This is a genomic window from Bifidobacterium sp. VU/mBH4 (B4) (assembly GCF_058199535.1).
Genome location: NZ_JBVPQJ010000004.1, coordinates 221,342 through 241,738 on the forward strand (window position 1 = coordinate 221,342; position 20,397 = coordinate 241,738).

13 protein-coding genes and 1 pseudogene are annotated in these 20,397 nt (G+C 56.8%); 11 read left to right on the plus strand and 3 right to left on the minus strand.

Translation table 11 applies throughout. The features are described 5' to 3' along the window. Window positions 1-186 precede the first annotated feature (186 nt). On the plus strand, window positions 187-765 hold the full coding sequence (locus AC0AII_RS06720) for a hypothetical protein (RefSeq protein WP_101432063.1): 579 nt from the start codon (window positions 187-189) through the stop codon (window positions 763-765). A gap of 547 nt (window positions 766-1,312) precedes the next feature. Here the strand turns inward: AC0AII_RS06720 and AC0AII_RS06725 are convergent. Both AC0AII_RS06725 and AC0AII_RS06730 read right to left on the minus strand, forming a co-directional pair. Further along, window positions 1,313-1,954 carry a hypothetical protein gene (locus AC0AII_RS06725; protein ID WP_490446572.1) on the minus strand — a complete coding sequence of 214 codons (642 nt, stop codon included), beginning with the start codon at window positions 1,952-1,954 and terminating at the stop codon, window positions 1,313-1,315. Between the two features lie 159 nt (window positions 1,955-2,113). Continuing rightward, window positions 2,114-2,302, minus strand: coding sequence for a hypothetical protein (locus tag AC0AII_RS06730; RefSeq protein WP_490446573.1), 189 nt, complete (start codon window positions 2,300-2,302; stop codon window positions 2,114-2,116). Between the two features lie 606 nt (window positions 2,303-2,908). Here AC0AII_RS06730 and AC0AII_RS06735 point away from each other — a divergent pair. Next, entirely contained in the window at window positions 2,909-3,169 is a 261-nt protein-coding gene (locus AC0AII_RS06735; protein ID WP_490446574.1) for a hypothetical protein, read from the plus strand. Window positions 3,170-3,618: 449 nt separating this feature from the next. Here the strand turns inward: AC0AII_RS06735 and AC0AII_RS06740 are convergent, their stop codons facing one another. Then, entirely contained in the window at window positions 3,619-4,248 is a 630-nt protein-coding gene (locus AC0AII_RS06740; protein ID WP_490446575.1) for an NAD(P)-dependent oxidoreductase, read from the minus strand. A 160-nt stretch (window positions 4,249-4,408) separates the two neighbouring features. Here AC0AII_RS06740 and AC0AII_RS06745 point away from each other — a divergent pair, with 160 nt between their 5' ends. The 9 genes and pseudogenes from AC0AII_RS06745 (at window position 4,409) to AC0AII_RS06785 (ending at window position 20,268) form a co-directional block, all read left to right on the plus strand. Further along, the gene (locus tag AC0AII_RS06745) at window positions 4,409-4,750 is read left to right on the plus strand and encodes a winged helix-turn-helix transcriptional regulator (protein WP_463318708.1); all 342 of its coding nucleotides are present in this window, start codon (window positions 4,409-4,411) and stop codon (window positions 4,748-4,750) included. Window positions 4,751-5,324: 574 nt separating this feature from the next. Then, window positions 5,325-9,143 carry an RCC1 domain-containing protein gene (locus AC0AII_RS06750; protein ID WP_490446576.1) on the plus strand — a complete coding sequence of 1,273 codons (3,819 nt, stop codon included), beginning with the start codon at window positions 5,325-5,327 and terminating at the stop codon, window positions 9,141-9,143. Between the two features lie 529 nt (window positions 9,144-9,672). After that, window positions 9,673-10,593 carry an ABC transporter ATP-binding protein gene (locus AC0AII_RS06755; RefSeq protein ID WP_490446577.1) on the plus strand — a complete coding sequence of 307 codons (921 nt, stop codon included), beginning with the start codon at window positions 9,673-9,675 and terminating at the stop codon, window positions 10,591-10,593. A 5-nt stretch (window positions 10,594-10,598) separates the two neighbouring features. Further along, window positions 10,599-11,366, plus strand: coding sequence for an ABC transporter permease (locus AC0AII_RS06760; protein ID WP_490446578.1), 768 nt, complete (start codon window positions 10,599-10,601; stop codon window positions 11,364-11,366). Between the two features lie 6 nt (window positions 11,367-11,372). Continuing rightward, the gene (locus AC0AII_RS06765; protein ID WP_490446579.1) at window positions 11,373-12,038 is read left to right on the plus strand and encodes a TetR/AcrR family transcriptional regulator; all 666 of its coding nucleotides are present in this window, start codon (window positions 11,373-11,375) and stop codon (window positions 12,036-12,038) included. A 639-nt stretch (window positions 12,039-12,677) separates the two neighbouring features. Beyond that, window positions 12,678-12,818, plus strand: a pseudogene (locus AC0AII_RS06770) (InlB B-repeat-containing protein); the annotation flags it as partial. Between the two features lie 30 nt (window positions 12,819-12,848). After that, entirely contained in the window at window positions 12,849-16,076 is a 3,228-nt protein-coding gene (locus AC0AII_RS06775; protein WP_490446580.1) for an RCC1 domain-containing protein, read from the plus strand. A 297-nt stretch (window positions 16,077-16,373) separates the two neighbouring features. Then, window positions 16,374-16,577: a hypothetical protein gene (locus tag AC0AII_RS06780; RefSeq protein ID WP_490446581.1), complete on the plus strand. Its 204-nt coding sequence runs from the start codon at window positions 16,374-16,376 to the stop codon at window positions 16,575-16,577. Window positions 16,578-16,698: 121 nt separating this feature from the next. Next, the gene (locus AC0AII_RS06785) at window positions 16,699-20,268 is read left to right on the plus strand and encodes an RCC1 domain-containing protein (protein ID WP_490446594.1); all 3,570 of its coding nucleotides are present in this window, start codon (window positions 16,699-16,701) and stop codon (window positions 20,266-20,268) included. Window positions 20,269-20,397 lie beyond the last annotated feature (129 nt).

Here is a 20,397-nt window from a genome sequence, read left to right on the forward strand (position 1 = left end):
ACGCGTCATGCTAATAACAGGCAAACATAGCCAGCATTCGACCACTGATGATACAAGTCGGCAAATATTTGTATACTTCAAATAAAGAGTTAAATCTGTTTCAGCTAATAATCGCTCTTCTAGGTTATGAAACTTAAATCTAACTAACAGCGTCGTGAACCCTCCTCACCTCCCTAAGGAGAACTGATGAAGAAGACAAAGGCTTTTGGACAGACGGACTTTGATCCGGCAGAGGCATCTCAGGGGGATTCCCAGGGACGCATGGAACAGTTGGCGACATTGCCAGCCCGATTCCATAGCGAAGCAAGGACGGCCGCGGCTATTTGGAAAAAACAAATAATTGCCCTGATAGCAGTATTGATGAGCGTGGCACTGTTTTCCGGCTGCCAGGGGGCGAATCAGTCAGAGCCGTCAGTGGAACAGGCCTCCGATTATTTTTCATCTTTGACAAAGTACGACGTTTCTGGTGATGGCAGCGTCAAAACCATCTCTGCAAACAAATCAGGAACCCTGTATGTACTTGCACGGCGGGCGGACCTTAAGCAGGCAAAACCCGAGCAATGCAAGGTAAATGGGCAATCCATGCAGCGATCTTCTTCAAACTTGAATTATCCTGCAGGCGACGGGCAGAATTTCTTCCCATTTGCACAAATCGACATTAAAAAGGGCAACTCGCACAAGCTCTCATGCAACCAGCCAGATGGTGTCGAAATGATTGCATTGCTCGATCCTCACGTTCGAAGCCTGCCAAAGCAAGCCGCATAATTCCGGTTATTGCTTTTCCGCGCTGTTACGACACGTCGATTCCGGCTTTAATCGTTGGACTCCTATCAGTAAAGTGCCTCTATATTCATGAATCGTCTAACCATTCGGTCTTTACTGATTCATAGGCCGATCAGTTTGCCTTGACTAGGCCTTCCTGGATTACGGCTTGCGGCAAAAAGAGATAGGGGCAGAAGGACCCGCCAAGCGAAAGAATCCACACCTACAACATCCAGACTTGATTCGAACCTTATTGCATTCTCGGGCAAGTACAGCAAACAATGGCTGAAATCCTACTGCGAAGGAATACACTAGCGCCTTAGCACCTGCTTGACCCCGGCGGCATCAAAAGCCACCGCCCCGCCGACCTATCCGGTTCCCAGGCGTGTGAGCCGTCCGGCCCAACATCCGATCTTTCCTAGTGTCACTATTGATGTTTCCCTCCAGGCACTATAAAGGGGATGACCGATCAATTTGGCCAACCCGAACAGCTCCAGCGGGATAGGAGACCTACCTAAGCAACCAGTCCGGCTGACACATTCTTAATAAATCACCCAATGCCACAGGCTTGGCCTTGTTGGCAGACAGAATGCCCAACACTATTCATCCAGTCTTCGACCCCAGGATTATACCCCCCTCCGTTCGTTGTTGAGGGTGCTGGTTGCTGGGCCGGTGCGGGGGCTGACCAACTGCCGCCCCGCCCGTAGGACGGCCGTTGGAAGGGCGTGTAGCCGCTTCGGCCACTGTTATTGGAGGATGCCGCTTGTTGGGCGGCCAGCTGGTCAGCCTGGCTCTTGGCTTGCACGGAGGCGTTCACTCGGTCGATAGCCGCCTGCAAAGCGTTCACCGCATCCCGGTAGGCTTTCGCCGTATCCGCTTTTATCTGGCCTACCTGATCAATAACCTTCTGCAGGCTGTCACGGACGGCAGAGTCGGCTACTTTCCCATCAGAATCGCCAAACAGCTTTGCTGCCTCGTCCTTCTTCGCGTTCAGGGCCGCCTTCGCATCCTCCACGGTCTTCGCATCCCGGGACGCCATTACTGCCTTAGCCGACTTGGCTACGGCCGCATACTCACTACCAAGCTTCTTGGCCTTGCTGGCTTTGGCGCTCAGATCATCAGAGGACATGGAGGCCTTGCACTGGAAGGCTGGCCGCTTAAGCCCACCTGCGGCCTTCACACTGCGCGCCATTGCCTGCACGGTGCTTGCATCCTTAACCTGGTCTGCCTTTATGCTGGATGCATCACGGTAGCTGTCCATCTTGGACGAGCTGGTCCTGTTTTGCAGAGTTTTGACGGTCTTGTTGCATGATTCGAGCGCCGCATCATGCCGACGCTTCTCAGCCAGATTCTAGCCCACAATACAGGCCACTACAACCATCACTGCAATCACGGTGACAATCACCGGAACCAGCCACTTCGGATGTCGCCTGCCTGAAGCGGCATCCCCATCCCCCGGCACTACCACAGGTGGAGCCTGTTCAAACCCGGCATCTTCGCCTGTTTCCTCGACTTCTGATTTCTGGTCTTTATCGCTCATAACCCTTTTTCCGATCCTCTTTGCCGAGTATCGCAGGCAACGTGCCAGGTTAAAAGATAACTATAAATTTATTATCCCTCACCCAATATCAAAATAGGCCTCGAGCCATTACTCACAAAGTTATGTGTGCCAATGAAACGAGCCTGCCCTCATACAAGGTTTCTAATATTATCCGCGCTGCAAATCCGAGTATCGGTGATGCCATATCTCTGGGAACTACAACGGTATGCATTTATCGCAATTCCAAAATTAATGATCGAATCCAACTGTATTTCATACCTAGGTGTTCAGATCGCAGTACTGCGAGATATCATAGCTGGCAATTGACCTTCTTATTCCTACATGAACATGACAACCTTCACCGACGAACTACCGCACACAATCATGGGCGACAGTGTCCTTACTTTACTGTTTAAGCTAAGCTATATCGAGAAAGCCATAAAGTCTGAACGACAAGACACCGATTATATTAGAAAGGATGACTATTCTCTTTTTGGCATTTTCCTTATCCAAAGCACTGTCTGATGTAGAAGAGTATCAATGCGCGCCTGCCCATAGCCACAGAGCCTGAGACGAAACAGATATTGAGAAAAGAGAAAGTGATTCATGGCGGATCAGGGAGACGGGGGAACCAGCGAGTTTGAAACCGTCTCCGACCCGGTCCAGGCACAGGCTGCTACTCCTCCGGCGATCATGCCGTATGATGGGGATGCCCCGTCAGACAGGTTGCGCCCGAAGTGGCTGGTTTTAGCGATTGTCGCCGCGGTAGCTACGGTGGTCGTGGCCGGCCTTGTCGGCTGGCCGATGCTGGAGAATCATCGGTATAATTCGGCGACGGTCTGGAAAAAATGTTCATGTTGCTTTTGATCCTGGCTAACAGGAATGCAGCCGTCTCATCATGTTTCTTAGCCATCATTCGTCATTTCTTCCTATAAAAAACTGATCGATGAACCACTATGACACTGTTCTTGAAGCTGCGGCAAACTTCGTATACAAATAGCCATAAATGTAGACTTTTTGAAATTCTTCCAAGTATTTGTCTTAACAGCTGCCCCTTCTCGTCTTGATCAGCGCAAAAACAAATGACGCCAATTTGGCATGGAGGCTTCTATTAGGCTCAGTCAAATAAACCGCATCTAGACTGTCGGTAAGCTAAAAGCAATCCAACAATCAGAGGATGCGGTTCACACAACCATAAAACCAAAAATAGCCGTGTATAGGCATCCCCTTTAACTTCTCACGACGGAAACGACGTTGTTTGAAAAGAAGCAGATTAATACAGGTTTCTCAAGCGAAAGTGCTTGAACTCGATACAACTACTTGGCATAAACGGAAATGCGTTCACCGACATGTTTACCCGACTCGGCCTCATCCACCACAGCAATTGCATAATCGGCATAGCTGATGAAACTCTCCCCCTTGGCATTTGTAGTCAATTCTTCACCTGCCAACCCGTATGAACCGGTGCGTTTTCCATCGGCTTGGAAATCAGCGGCAGGGCTGATGTAGGTCCACTTAACATCGGAACGGTTGCGTAGGCCTTCGAGCGCCTTGCTATGGGCGGCGGAAACAGGCTTGTAGTCATCCAAAAAATCAGGAGTATCTTTAAGCGCCAAGGTGTGCTCCTTATTAACGAACAGGCTTCCGGCACCCCCTACCACAATCAATCTGATATCGGTTCCTGACAATATGTCAGCAAGATGTTTGGCTGCATCCGGAATGACATGCAGAGTCTCCGATGTCCATGTGCCGACGGCATCCACAATTACGTCGAAGTCAGCCAAATCTGCTGTGGTCAAATCGAATAAATCTTTAACTATGGCGTTTGGAGCTGCCGACCTGTTTTCGCCTCGCACCACAGCCGTTACCTCGTCCCCGCGCGACAAGGCTTCTTTGACGACAAGCTGGCCTTCTTTACCATTTGCCGCAACTACTGCAATCTTCATAATGGTTCCCTCCATATTCGTTACAGAATCGTTCTGCTTTCTGCTGTCATGATGTACCTTATTGCCATACTGAGCAAAAAAGAAGTAGGCATAAATATGTTCTATAGTTACTTTTTGGGAACCTTTATGGATTTCCCTGCATTTTGCTGATTGGAGTGTAATGGAGCGCGAGTTACCGACGTGTCCCGTAGAGACGACTTTGCTGATGATCTCTGATAAGTGGAAAGCACTGATCCTGCGTGATTTGCTGAACGGGACCATGCGATTTGGCGAACTGCGCCGTTCCGTTGGCAATGTTTCGCAGAAGGTGCTTACCTCTAACCTGCGCCAAATGGAGCGTGATGGCCTAGTGCACCGCAAAGTGTATGCGGAGGTACCTCCTCGAGTGGAATATTCCTTGACAGAAACGGGTAAGAGCCTGAAACCAGTTATCAAAGCTATGCGCGATTGGGGCCTTAGTTATCAAGCAAGCCATGGCAATGAAGAACACTCTGCATCTTGAGTCGCAATAGTTCAATCCAGCAATCGAAAGAAGCCACTCGCAAACGGCTGGCCGGCAAGCTCTGCTGACCACCAATACGCACAGCACCAGCGGTAACGCCAAAGTAGCTCATAGTTTGCAGACAGCACGTTGACAGCAGCTTTGCATTAGCTACTCCCGGAGCTCACTATCGATAGCATCAGCTGAGCAACCATGCTCCAACCCAATTAGCCTTAAACCCAGGAGGACAACGGGCCATATAGGGCAACATCGGAATCCTTCTTCAGCTATCCTTTGGGCTTCTCTCCGTGACTATTGCGACAGCCCGAGGCTACATCAAGTAAGCGGCCGGACCAATAGGATGGCTCCATACTCACTAATAGCTTCAAGTCATGTATTCATCTCCACATATAGAAGCAAAAAGACAGTCATACACCGTATGACTGGCGATATTTTTCCATGTTTCATTTTCACTTTGCCTTCACATATATGGTAAATTTGTATAAGTAGCCAAGGTTGTCTTCGGCGCATGTCTCGCCGAATGTTGGGGATTCGTGACAACGCGGCTGCGATTCCTGGGGAAGGGGATCTACTTATGCCTCGTCAGCACTCGAATATAATGGCTCGACCGGCCTTGTTGGTCAGCCTCCTGCTGGCCGTCATACTACCCGCAAGTCTCCTAGTCTGCACCTATGCCACGGCAGACAACACCGCAAACGAGTCCAGCGCGACCCACACGGCAGCACCGACCACACAAGCAAATAGCGGGGAGGAGGCGGATCGTGAAGCTCAACAACAATCCAGTAACTCTCTCGATATCACCACCCAGCCAACAGATACAGCAACAACTCCTACTTCGCCATCCCCCCTCGCTACATCTTCCCCGCTGAATCCCACACAGCCGACCCCCTCCATCGCTTCCACGCTAGACAAAGACGACGCCAAGCTACAGGCACGCGCTTCCACACCGCACACCGTCACCTTCAGCAGTCCCCAAGGCACCAACACGACACAAACAGTAGTGGACGGGGAGCGTGTAAAACGTCCAGCAGATCCGACTCGAAACGGCTATCTCTTTGACGGCTGGTTCATTGGCTCAACACCCGTCGCCTACGATTTCAGCCAGCCCGTCACCGGAGATCTGAAACTCACCGCCCATTGGACCAGGGCAGATGTCTGGAGCATGAGCCCTGTGGAGGGGCCGGTAGCAGGCGGCACAAAAGTCACCCTGACCCCGCCGGGATCCCGAGGAGTTCGTTTCAGCCAGGTCAGCTCAGGAAGAGGGCACACCCTTGCAATCGCCTCGAACGGCAACCTTTACTCTTGGGGAAGCAATGATCATGGCCAACTCGGCGACGGGACCACCACTGAACGTCATGAGCCGGTCCCGGTAAAGAAACCCAAAGGCGTATCCCAGGATTTTACCTGGGTCCAGGCCTCAGCCGGATACTTGTTCTCCGTGGCTCTGGGATCAGACGGCAAGCTCTACAGCTGGGGTGACAACACTTATGGCCAGTTGGGGAACAACACTACAACCGAGCATCACACCCCCGAACCTGTTAATATGCCACAAAATGCCCCATCTGGGTTCACATGGAAGCAGGAAGCGGTTGGTAGCCTACATGCTCTTGGCCTAGGATCTGACGGCAACCTCTACAGCTGGGGCAGCAACGATCATAACCAACTGGGGGACGGCACTGCCACTGAACGGCATGCCCCAGTCCTGGTGAAGATGCCAAAAGGAGCGTCCTCCGGATTCATATGGAAGCAGATGAGCGGATGGGGATGGCACTCTCTGGCCTTGGGATCAGATAACTGGATCTACGGCTGGGGCGCAAATACCCGTGGTGAAGTGGGCACAGGATCAATCACCGACAATAAAATCACGCCCGTCCCAATCGCCTGGCCACAAGGGGCTCCCTCTGGATTCACCTGGGGACAGTTCCAAATGGGGGACTACTACTCGCAAGCTATCGGATCCGACGGCAACATATATACATGGGGTTACGGCGGACGAGGCAACGTTGGCAATGGGCTCACCGCTGACGTGTACGGGCCAACTCGGGCGCATACACCTAATGGAGTACTACCTAACTTTTCTTGGAAACAAGTAAGCCTCCTATCTGTTGCATCACTGGCGATTGGCTCAGACGGGAATCTCTATTCCTGGGGTGCTAATGACAATGGCCAGCTGGGCGATAACACCACTACGCAGCGAAACACCCCTGTCAAAGTTGCAGCGCCGCCCAATACGCCAACCGGACTGACCTGGGTTCAGGCAAGCGCCGGTTGGGACAATAACTCCTTCGGCTTGGCCTCAGACGGAAACCTGTACTCTTGGGGCAAAAACGCCAACGGCCAGCTGGGCGACAACACCACCAGCGAACGACACGTCCCCGGCCGAGTGAACATGCCCGGTACTACCACAGTCACTGCGGTCAGCTTCGGTGGAACGGCGGGCAGAAATATAACCAGGAACGCTGACGGCACATGGAGCGTCACCACGCCTGCGCATGCGCGAGGAAAAGTGGACACAGCCGTCTCATGGACTTTGAACGGCCAGCAGCCGGACGCCCACCTGCCCTACAGATACCTGGACTCCTACACCGTCACTTTCACCAGTGCGGACAGCTCCTGCCCGGTATCCTCCGCCATGCCCCAAAACCAGACCGTCACCGAAGGCAAACAGGCCAAACGTCCCTCCCCTGATCCGAAGACAAACGGCTGCCGATTCGACGGATGGTTCATTAAGGATGCCAGCAACGACTCCAAGATCGCCTACGACTTCAGTCAGCCCGTCACCGGCAACGTCATCCTGGCAGCCCACTGGACCAAGATGTACACCCACTGGGCCCTGAACCCTGAAAAAGGCAATGTGCTCGGCGGCCAGCACGTGACCATCACCCCGCCCACAATCAACCGAGGCATCCGCTTCAACCAGGTCAGCGCCGGAGGCTACCAGACCGCGAGCGCCGACAGTTTCTCCATAGGAGTCGCCAGCGACGGAAACGCCTATGCATGGGGAAGCAACAAGTACGGGCAGCTGGCTCAGAAACCGGCCGATGCCAGCATGCAGAAGTCCCCTGTCAGAGTCCCCCTGCCCGACGGAGCGGATTCCAGCTTTACCTATACCCAGGTTGTAGCCGGCGACTCGCACGTTCTGGCCATCGGATCCAATGGCATCCTCTACAGCTGGGGACGCAACGATCACGGGCAACTGGGTGACGGCACCACCACGGATCGGTACCAGCCTGAGCCCGTCAAGGACACCAGCGGCCAGCCATTCAAAGCCGTACAGGTCAGCGCCGGCGTCGCCGACTCGGCCGCCATCGACTCTGAAAGCCACGTCTACACCTGGGGCAGCGAAAGCACAGGCAAGGGGCAGGCACCTATATACAGCACAACCAGGAAGAACCCGGCACCAGCCGCCGACCCGGACAATCCGGGACAGAGCTTGCGTGCGGTCCAGGTCAGCCTCAACTGGAGCTTCGTCATGGCCCTGGATGCCGACGGCAACGTGTACACATGGGGGTACAACACTAATGGCCAGCTCGGCAACAACACCAGTAACAGCACCAATTACGCATCCAATCCGGCCCGACTGCCCAACCAGTCCTTCCAGGCCACCCAGATCAGCGCAGGAAGCTGGAATGCTCTGGCCATCGATACGGATGGGAACACCTGGACCTGGGGATACAACGGATACGGCCAGCTGGGTGACGGCAGTACCAGCGACAAATATCAGCCTCAAACTGTGCAAAACCCCACTAATACCAGCCAAAGTCTTAAAGCCACTCAGATCAGCGCGGGTGTGAATCACTCCCTTGCGGTCGGCCAGGACGGCAATCTCTGGGCATGGGGATTAAACAGCAACGGACAGCTGGGCATCGGCAGCACCGTCAATCAGACAAAGCCCGCGCTCATCAAGGACCCCGCCAACAAGGCCCAAGCATTCAAGGCCGTTCGAAGCAGCGCGGGGCAACTCCATTCACTGGCCATCAGGCAGGATGGGAATCTCTGGGCCTGGGGTGACAACCAGTACGGGCAGCTGGGCAACAATCAAACGGCAGCCAAAAGCACGACCCCTTTGGCGGTTGCTTTCGATCCGACGCCTCTGGTTCTCACTGGCGTCAAGTTCGGCGGCATCCCCGGGACCAGCCTGTACAGGAACGACGACGGCACCTGGAGCATCACCAACCCACCCCATGACGCAGGACACGTCGATGTGGCCGTCGACTGGACCATCGACCAAGTCGCGCAGACGACCGCACACCTGGGCTACACCTACGAGGGCATCCTGCCCATGGCCGGCAGCACCGGCCTCCTTGTCCTACTCGCCACAGGACTGCTCGCCGCTGCAGGCGCCACAGCAGCAGCCTCCCACCAGCGGGAAACCAGCAGCCGCCGCCACTGAGCTCTTTGCCCGAGTAAGCGGGGTGGCCCCGCAAACCCCCAAGATTGCGGAGCCACCCCATTTCTTCAATCTCCTTCAATCTCCTGCTTTGCTCCCCAACTGGAGCTTCCTCTTATGGATGGCCAACATTCTTCTGTCATAGGCCAGCTACTGTATACACCAGCTATTGCCGTCGCTACGCCTGCGGAATCACTAAGCCAAGGCTACGGCCAAGGCATAGCGGCATAGACAGCATCCTGTCCCGCTCGCACTTAAACAACCCCCCGGGTCTTCTTCGTTGAAGAGTAATTATCGGATTCCCAACACTGCTGAGGTAAGCATAATACTTCCAAGACGATGCGAGGCGTATATCCCCACCACGCCACGTCAGAATATCCGAGAGCTGACGCAGTCCACAAGAATCATGGTGAGACTGAGTAGTTAACAATGTTATTATAGTTTACATTGTTAATCAGCAACATTCGTCAGGAGGTATACCTTGCAACCTGCAAAAAACGACTCAGGTGAATATGCCCTGTCCTGTCGCCAGGTGCGCAAATCATTCGGGAGCAGGCAGGTGCTTAAGGGTGTGGATCTTGAAGTCAGGCGCGGCAGCATCCTGGGCCTGCTGGGCAGGAACGGGGCCGGCAAGTCAACCCTGATCTCGGCCTTGACCGGGCTGGGCGAGCCGGACTCAGGCCACATCACAGTCGAGGGGCACAACCCCTATCGCACCCCTTCGCGCATCTTCGGCCGGGTCATCGGACTTGCTCCCCAGGACCTGGGCATCTATCCCCACCTCAGCGTCCGAGACAACCTGCGCGGCATGGCCGGCCTGCAGGGACTGAGCACCAAGCAGGGCAGCAAAAGGGCCGACGAGCTGATCGAGCTCATGGGATTGGGGTCCCAGTCAGGAACATCAGCCGAAAATCTCTCAGGAGGGCAGAAACGACGCCTCCACACCGCCATGGCCATGGTCCACAATCCCCCAGTGCTCTTCCTGGACGAGCCCACGGTCGGTGCCGACGTGGAGGCCCGCGCCAGAATACTGGACATGGTCAAGGCCATGAGCCGGCAGGGCACCACCATCATCTACACCACCCACTACCTGAAGGAGCTGGAAGAGATGGGCGCGGACCTGGCCTTCCTGATCGACGGGCGGATCCAGGTCCAGGGCTCTCTGCAGGAGGTGCTCCACAAATATGCCCGCGCATCCCTGCGCATCTCCTTCGTCGGTCAGACCCCAGTCCAGATCCCCGGATGGCAGATGATCGAGGGCTTCCTGAAGCCCGACCACCCAGTGTCCAGTCCGGAGCAGGAGCTGGCCCGCCTTTTGCAGGAGCCGGTCATGAAAAAGGCCCGTCTGGCGTCGATTACCATCGTCCAGCCTGACATCGAGTCGGCCTACATGACCGTCATGGGTGCATCCTCAAGCGATCCTGCCGGGTCACGAGCATGGGAAGACAGGTGAGCGCCATGCGGTTTAACGGTTACCTGGCAGCATTCCGCCTGAATTTCAAAATCGAGCTGCGAAGCATCTGGCTGCAGGCGGTCATCGTGGCCATTCCACTGATCATCATCCCCTTCATGCTGCCCTCCTACCGGGACTCCCTGCGGGCCCAGGGGCATCTGGGCGCGAACGGATCCGAGCAGGCGCTTCCGGGATTCGCCATTCTTTTCGCCATGTTCTCCCTGCAGCTGGTCCTCCAACTTTTCTTCCAGGAGCACGAATGGCACACCTGGGACAGGATGCGGGTGTCGGCGGTCTCCCTCTTCGACCTGGTCATGGCCAAACTGAGCGTGTCCTTCATGGTGCAGGTGATCCAGGTCTCTCTGGTCATGCTGATCGGGACGGCGCTCTACCACTATCGGCCCAATGGATCAGTCCTGGCCCTGGCCGCGGTCTGCCTGGTCATTTCGGTTGTACTGACCCTCTTCGGCCTGCTGCTCTACATCTTCTCGTCCTCCCAGAACATGGCCATGTCCTTCAACAATATCCTCGGCATGCTCCTGGCTGGCATGGGCGGCGCGCTCAGCCCTGTCTCCGGATTCCCCGACTGGGCGCAGAAACTGGCCAAGGGCAGCCCCGTCTACTGGGCCATGGATGCCGTAGGAAAAATCAATTTCGACCATGCCGGAATGGCGGATGTCTGGCCTGACCTGCGTATCCTGCTGGCCTTCCTGCTCGCCCTGGCTCTCCTGGCAACGGTACTATTCAAGAGAGGAGTACAGCGGAAGGAGTGAGAAAGCATGGCTGACCCACCCAAGGCACCCGTCAAGACGACGCTCAACCGCGACTACATTCTGCGCTCTGCCCTCTATTTCGTCGACGAGCACGGACTGGAAGCTCTGAACATCCGCGCCCTGGGCAAGCAAATGGGGGTGTCAGGACCAGCCATCTACCGTCATGTACCCAGCAAGGCCGCCCTGCTTGATGGGATCGTCGAGCTCATCTGGCAGTCAGCCACCGACCTGGACTCCATACCACAGGGCATGGTATGGCGGCAAGCGCTTGAAGAGGTCATGCTCCAGGTTCACCGGACGCTGCTTTCGCATCCCCGGGCGCTCCCGCTCATGGCCACGCATCCCATCAACACCGACCAGTCCTTCCACATGGTCAGCACCTGGTTGAACCAGCTGACCGCCCACGGACTCAAGGTCGATTCCGACACCATCCACCTGCTCAACAGCCTGGCCGGACTGACCCTGGGCAGCGCCATCGCCCAGGCCTCTCCCCCGGTCGGCGGGGCGGGCGGCCAGACCAATACGGATCTGGCCAAAAGACTGGCCGACAACACCCAAGGATTCGATGATTTGAAGGCACTCTTCGCTTCTACGGACGACGGCATTAGTGCCCTTATGGAGACCAGCTACCGCAAGGGCCTGCACGCCCTCATCGCCGGTTGGCCTGCCTGATTAGTGGCCAATGGATCATTCCTGGTCACGCACCCATCAACGTTGAAGTCCGGCTCAGAATTGCCTCCCCGACATTCCATCTGAGAGAACTTTATCGGCAGGTAGTATAGTTGAAAGACACAAGGCTTTCTGCTCGCACCCTCGCACAGAGGGATGGGGATATGCGCAGCGTCAGGAAAGCCTCCAAGGGTAGCTCTACCGGTAGGGACCGGTGGCGTCAATCTTTGGGGAAGGGGATTTTGCTTAATATGCGTCAGAGTCAGCACATGTCTATCGGACCGGCTATGGCCGTCGGCATTCTGCTCGCTATCATCCTGCCTTTAGGTCTCAGTGCTGGCACCAGCGCCGATGCCAGCACTGAGGCTAGCGAGCCTGCTGTAACCGGCGCGAGCGCGCCTGCCACAACAGGAGGCACCGGGGGGGGGGGGTCGTCAGACCCCTCGCGTAGCTAAGCGAAATTCCGGTATTTTCCCTAGCAAGGCAACGCCAACAGCCACATCAGAAACACCCCAATCACCACTAGCCACCCCATCGCCTTTAAACACATCATCGCCCCTAGAACCAATTCAACCGACTGCATCCGCCGCACCAAGCACGAATACCGAAAATCCCCAGACCCGCTCAGCCGCCCAGTACACCATCAAGTTCACTGATACAGAGGGCGGGACCACCACGCCTGATCAAACCGTCAATGAAGGCGCCCAAGCGCTGAGGCCTGCCGACCCAGCCCGACCCAACTATTCGTTTGATGGCTGGTTCATCAACGGCACATTGACCGCTTACGACTTCAGCCAGCCTGTCACCAGTGACATGACTTTGGAAGCCCGTTGGACCAAAAACGGTGATGTCTGGGATCTCTCACCTACTCAAGGACCCACAGCCGGCAACACTTTAATCACCCTGACTGCACCTCCGGCTCGAACCATCCGCTTCAGCCAGTTCAGCGCAGGATACCAATATTCAGTGGCAGTGGGATCAGACGGCAGCATCTACCACTGGGGAGAAATGTATGGCTCCGACTACAACTGGCAACCAAGTAGGGAAGATACCCCGGCCGGACTTCGCTTCATTCAGGTCAGCGCAGGTTACGATCACTCCCTAGCCCTTGATTCAGAAGGGAAGCTGTACAGCTGGGGCAGCAGCAGTTATGGTCAGCTTGGGCGTAACACCAACACCACACCAGCCGATACTCCTGGAAAAGTGGACGCCCCTGCAGGAATTCGTTTCACCCAGGTCAGCGCAGGAAAATACCACTCAGAAGCACTAGCCTCGGACGGCAGCATCTACAGCTGGGGGTACAACAGCGACGGCGAACTGGGACGCGGGACCATCACCACGCCGACCACCAGGCCAGGCAAAGTGGACACCCCGACAGGAATCCGTTTCACCCAGATCACCTCTGGATATGACTACTGCATGGCTTTCGACACTGATGGAAACTTATACAGCTGGGGAGGCAATGGCCATGGTCAGCTGGGCCGCGACGCCAGCACTACACCGACCGGCAGTCCAGGGAAAGTGGATACGCCTGCTGCCGGAGTCCGCTACACACAAGTAATCGCCAAAGGCATGCACTGCCTGGCCTTGGATTCGAATGGGGTGCTCTACAGCTGGGGATACAACAATTTCAGCCAGCTGGGACGATACACCGGCAGCACAAGGATCAACCCACGAGGCAAGGTCAACGTACCTACAAAGACACACATAATCCAGATCAGCGCGGGAGACTGGAATGGCTTCGCCTTGGACGACAAAGGGATCCTATATACGTGGGGAAACAACAGCCATGCACAACTAGCAAGGCCATACTGGAATACGACAGATCCCCAACCAACTAAAATCGACCCGCCAGCGAAGAACGTCAACTACACCCAGGTTATCGGAGGTGGCGATCATGCTGTGGCAATCGGCTCCGACGGCAACCTCTACAGCTGGGGACGCAACTCCAATGGCCAACTGGGACGAGACACTAAGAAACGGGATTCTTATCAGCCAGGTACGATTCCCCTGACCAACCATGCCGCAATCACCAGCGTCAAATTCGGCGGGACACCAGGCACAGGGCTAGCTGCCAACGCAGACGGCACCTGGAGCGTCACCACTCCGCCGCACAGCAAGGGATGGGTGAATGTCACTATCACTTGGAGCATGAACGGACCTCAGCCGGACGCATATCTGTCCTACATTTACACCGGGCCCAAATACAACGTCGGATTCACATCCACGGACGCTGCCTGTCCGATGCCTTCAGACATGCCAGCGGACCAGTCCATCACAGAGGGCGGACAGGTAAAGCGTCCCTATCCAGAACCAAAAGTAGACGGTTGTCTGTTTGATGGCTGGTTCCTCAAGGATGCCGAAGGTAATTCCAATGTGGCTTATGATTTCAGCCAGCCGGTCACCGCAGACATCACGCTGGTCGCGCACTGGAGCCCAGCCAATACCGGCGACTGGGCGATCAACCCGATCAAGGGCAGCTCGATGGGCGGCCAGCAGGCAACCATCACGCCGCCCAAGATAAGCCGAGGCATCCGCTTCAACCAGGTCAGCGCCGGCGGCTACCATGCGGGGGACTTCCGCGGATTCTCCGTAGGCGTGGCCAGCGACGGGAACGCCTACGCCTGGGGCAGCAACCAGCACGGCCAGCTTGGCCAAGGCACCGCCAACAACACCACGCAGAAAACGCCGGTCAAAGTTCCCCTGCCCGACGGCGTGGCCGCCGGCTTTACCTACACGAAGGCCGTGGCAGGCGGCTACCACGTGCTGGCTGTCGGCAGCGACGGCATCGTCTACAGCTGGGGGGCCAACGACCACGGGCAGCTGGGTGACGGCACCACCGCCAGCCGTTCAAAGCCACAGCCCGTCAAAGGCGCGGACGGCCAGCCCTTCAAAGCCGTACAGGTGAGCGCCGGCGCCTACGACTCGGCCGCCATCGACCAGCAGGGGCGCGTCTACATTTGGGGCAGCGAAAACAACAACTACACCGCATACAGCACGTCCAAACTGGCCCCGACCCTGGCCAAGGATCCAAGGGGCTCAGGCCTGGGACTGCACGCGGCCCAGGTCAGCCTCGGCTGGAGCTTCATCATGGCCAAGGACACGGACGGCAGCCTCTACACCTGGGGATACGACAACTACGGGCAACTCGGCAACGGAGCGGCCACAGGAGAATACAGCACCACATACGCCGCCGACCCGGCACCCGTACCCGACCCCGGAGATACCAGCAAGGCCTTCAAAGCCGCGCAGATCAGCGCAGGCGCCAACCACGCCCTGGCCATCAGCCAGGACGGCACAGCCTGGGCATGGGGATACAACGACCACGGGCAGCTAGGCGACGGTACGACAACCAGCCGGCCCTCCCCCAAGCAGATCCCGGGTCCTACGAACTCCAGCCAAGCATTCCAGGCCGCATGGATCAGCGCCGGCGTGCACCACTCCCTGGCCGTCAACCAGAGCGACGCAGCCTGGGCCTGGGGATGGAACACCGACGGCCAACTCGGCAACGGCGCCACCAGCGACCAGCCCACGCCCACGCGCGTATCGTCGCCCGCGGGCCAAGGCAAGGCCGACGGCGGGCTCACAGCCGCACGTGCCAATGCAGGACGAAACCACTCCCTGGCCATCGGTCAGGATGGCAACGCCTACGCCTGGGGTGACAACCAGTACAACCAGCTTGGCGTCGAGCAAAGCCTGACGCAGAGCAGTACTCCGGCTCTGGTGTCCTTCAACCCGGTCCTGCTGATCACCGGTGTCAGCTTCGACCAGACAGCAGTTGGTACTCTGCAACAGAACTCTGACGGCTCTGTTTCCCTGGTCACGCCCGCCCATAACCCGGGACAGGCTGATGTCATCGTGGATTGGACCCTGGGCGGGATCGCCCAGACTCAAACACACCTGACCTACACCTACGAAGGCATCCTGCCCCACGCCGGCAGCAGCGGGATCATGATCCTGCTGGCCGTCGGAATGCTGGCAGCAGCTGGTGCCGCAGCCGCCGGACGCCATCGGCGGGAGGCACGCAGCCTGCAAGCCTGAAGACTTCACACGAGTAAGCAACCGGACCATACCCCAAGATGGCCAGGTTAAACAGGGTGGCCCCGCAGTCCCCAACACAGCGGAGCCACCCATTCTCTTTAGCACCCGTCCGCCCAGAAGAATCGATAAGCCAGTTAGAACAAACAGTTCTCAGGCGCCTGCGCCTAGGCATGTCCACCAGGGTGATAAAGTTGTTGCAGATGAGGCCGGGAATGTGCCCGGCATGCGGCGGGGGATCCGGACTGGGGAGTTCCGGGCATGTAGCCGCAGTTCCTGGGGAAGGGGATCATGCTTATCATGCGTCAGCATCAGCACACGTCTATCGGACCGGCTATGGCCATCAGCACACTGCTGGCCGTCATCCTGCCTCTAGGCCTGCTTGCCGGCACCAGCGCCGATGCCAGCACTGAGGCCAGCGAGCCTGTTGCGTCCGGCGCGAGCACGCCTGCCACAACAGGAGGCACCGGGGGGGGGGGGTCGTCAGACCCCTCGCGTAGCTAAGCAAAATTCCGGCATTTCCTCCAGCAAGGCAACGCTTCCAACTCCAACCACACCCCTATCTACACCATCACCCCTAGCTACATCCTCCCCGCTCAACACAACGCGGCTGCCGTCACCCACCATCCCAGAGCCTAATAAAAGAATCGCTGCCGATGAACATGTAAACGGCCGATCACAACCACGCTCATCCGCTCAACATACCGTCACCTTCAACGACCCTGAACAGCAAACCAGCACAGAACAAAAAATCACGGATGGAAACCGTGTAAGCCGACCTGCCAATCCCTCAAGAATCGGCTATATATTCGTCGGATGGCTCATAGGTGATACGCCCGTGGCCTACGATTTCAGTCAGCCGGTCACCAGCGACATCACCCTGACAGCTCACTGGACAAAAGGCTCCAGTACCTGGAGCATTGATCCCGCCCATGGACCAGCGAGCGGCAACACCAAGGTCACTCTTACCCCACCCGTCATACCTAATATTCGGTTCAGTCAATTCAGCGCCGGAGATAATTTTGCCGTGGCCTTGGGATCAGACGGCAACCTGTACAGCTGGGGATTCAACCAGGAAGGCCAGCTGGGACGTATAGCCAGCAGTAGCCTATACGATCCAAATCCCACACCAGGTAAAGTTGACAAACCCGCAAACGTATCATCGGACTTCACCTGGGTTCAGGTCAGCGCAGGAGACACTTTTGCCCTGGCTCTCGGTTCGGATGGCATTCTCTATAGTTGGGGTTCCAACGAATTCCGTCAGCTTGGGCGGGACGGGGTTTTCAATATCTTCGGCGGTGATCGGACGCCGAGGCCTGTAGACAAGCAGGAAACCATCAAATTCACCCGCATCAAGGCAGCAGCAAACCACGCTATGGCATTTGATTCCCTTGGAAATCTCTACAGCTGGGGATGGAACGAGTATGGGCAACTGGGTCATGATGGGGGAACTCAGGAAGTCAAAGAACCAACCAAAGTCGACAAACCTGCAAACGCTTCATCCAATTTCACTTGGATTGAGGCAAGCGGAGGGTTCTACGATACAGTGGCAATCGGTTCAGACGGCAACCTCTACAGCTGGGGAAACAACGACTTTGATCAACTGGGCCGCGACACCACCGATGCGACGAACAATCCTACTCCCGGCAAAATCGACAAACCTGCAGGTGTTCCCAGCGACTTCACGTGGCTCCAGACAGGATCAGCCCATTACAATTCCATGGCCCTTGGCTCAGATGGGAACATTTACACCTGGGGATCGGATGAGCAAGAAATTATGCTGGGACGCGATCTGAGCCTCAAAGTCGCCAACCGTCCGGCAGCTGTCTATAAACCCGCCAACGTCAATTACATTGACTGCATGACGACTGACTACCACTCCATAGGGGTCGGCTCAGACGGCAACCTCTACAGCTGGGGAACCGACGGTGACGGCGAGCTTGGGCAAGCTACACCAGTAAACGGCCCGGGAATTGTGTCCAAGCCTGACAGCAATCAGGATGACTTCACCTGGAAGCAGGCCAGCATAAACAATGGCTACACGATGGGGCTCGGCTCAGACGGCAACCTGTATACCTGGGGCTTCAACTATTACGGTGAACTCGGACACGGGGCCGTCAACGACGAAGAGCGCGGAGTAGTGTCGGCACTCGGCACACCCAACCTCACTGGCATGAAGTTCGACGAAACAACCATTACAGATCTGTCGAAGAATACGAACGAAGACACCTGGAGCGCCACTGCCCCGCCACATGCAAAGGGGAAGGCGGACGTGACTGTTCAATGGACCATAAATGGGGCGTCACAGCCGGATGTGCATTTGACCTATCGATACGACGGACCAAAATACACCGTCTCCTTCAGCAACAAAGACAACTCCTGCCCGGCATCTTCCGACATGCCCCAAAACCAGTCCGTTACTGAGGGAGAGCAGGCCATGCGCCCGTACCCCGATCCGAAGGCGGACAGCTGCCTGTTTGATGGTTGGTTCATCAAGGACGCTAACGGCGATTCCAGGATCGCCTACGACTTCAGCCAACCCGTCACCGCGGACATCACGCTGATCGCCCACTGGAGCCCTGCCGACAACGGCAGATGGTCAATCAACCCGACCAAGGGCAGCTCGATGGGCGGCCAGCAGGCAACCATCACGCCGCCCAAAACCAGCCGGGGCATCCGCTTCAACCAGATCAGCGCCGGCGGCTCCCAAAACAAGGAGATGCGCGGCTTCTCAGTAGGCGTAGCCAGCGACGGGAACGCCTACGCCTGGGGCAACAACAGGTACGGACAGCTGGGCACCGGCGACAACAAACAGCATGACAAACCAACCGAGATTTTCAAGCCGGAGGGCGTGAAAAAAGACTTCACCTACACGCAGATTTCGGCAGGGGGCGCACACACCCTAGCCATCGGCTCCGACGGCATCGTTTACAGCTGGGGACACAACGATTTCGGCCAGTTAGGCAATGGCAGCACGGACACGAACGTCCACGCCAAGCCGGAAGCCGTCATCAACCCCAGTACGGATAAGCCGCTCCAGGCCATCCAAGTCAGCGCCGGTGCCTGCGACTCGGTCGCCATCGATACTGCGGGCAAGGTCTACAGCTGGGGAAGCGAGGCCACAACCCTGGGCGACAATGTCAACACTGCAAATTCCGACTCTAAACCGAAGCCCACCCCGGTAGCCGACCCAGGCGGCACCAACCAGGGTCTGCATGCAGTCAAGGTCAGCGCCAACTGGAGCTTCATCATGGCCTTGAACGCGGATGGCGACATATACGCCTGGGGCTACAACAACTGGGGGCAACTCGGCAATGGCTACTCAACCAACAATACTTGGACCGTCTACTCCTCCGACCCCACGCTGGTGCGCGATCCCACGGATACCAGCAAAGGACTGCAGGCCATCCAAATCAGTGCGGGCGCATGGCACGCCCTGGCCATCGATAAGGACGGCACGGTATGGGCATGGGGAATGAACAACAGCGGTCAGCTCGGCTTCAGCACCGACTATCAGACATCGTCCAAGCAAGTGACATTGCCTAAGCAGGTGCCCAATGTCAAAGCCCAGCAGATCAGCGCAGGCACATGGAATTCTCTGGCCATCGGCCAGAACGGCACTGCCTGGGGATGGGGCAACAATGCTAACGGTCAGTTGGGCGACGGCACCACAGGCAAGCGAGCCACGCCCAGGCCAGTCTCGGCCCCCTCAGATCAGGGCAGCGTCGGCACCGGGTTCGCATCCGTACGAATCAGTGCGGGATGGAGCCATTCCGTGGCGATCGGCCAGGATGGCAAGGCCTATGCCTGGGGCGACAACCGCTACAGCCAGCTTGGAGCCGAGCAAAGCATGACACAGAGCCGCACACCGACCCTTGTGTCCTTCAACCCGGTCCTGCTGATCACCGGTGTCAGATTCGACCAAACAACGGCCGGCACCTTGCAGCAGAACACAGACGGCTCTGTCACCCTGGTCACTCCCGCCCATAATGCAGGACAGGCTGATGTGATTGTGGATTGGACACTGGGCGGGACCAGCCAGCCCGAGACACATCTGACCTACACATACGAAGGCATGCTGCCCCATGCTGGCAGCAGCGGGATCATGATCCTACTAGCCGCCGGAATGCTGGCCGCCGCCGGCGCCGCAGCAGCAGGACGCCACCGGCGCGAATCCCGCAGCCTGCAAGTCTAATGACTTCACACGAGTAAGCAGCCGGACCATACCCCAAGATGGCCCGGCCAAACAGGGTGGCCCCGCAATCCCCCAACACAGCGGAGCCACCCTTCTTTATTCACCCGGGTGTTGCTCCATCCTTGCCCG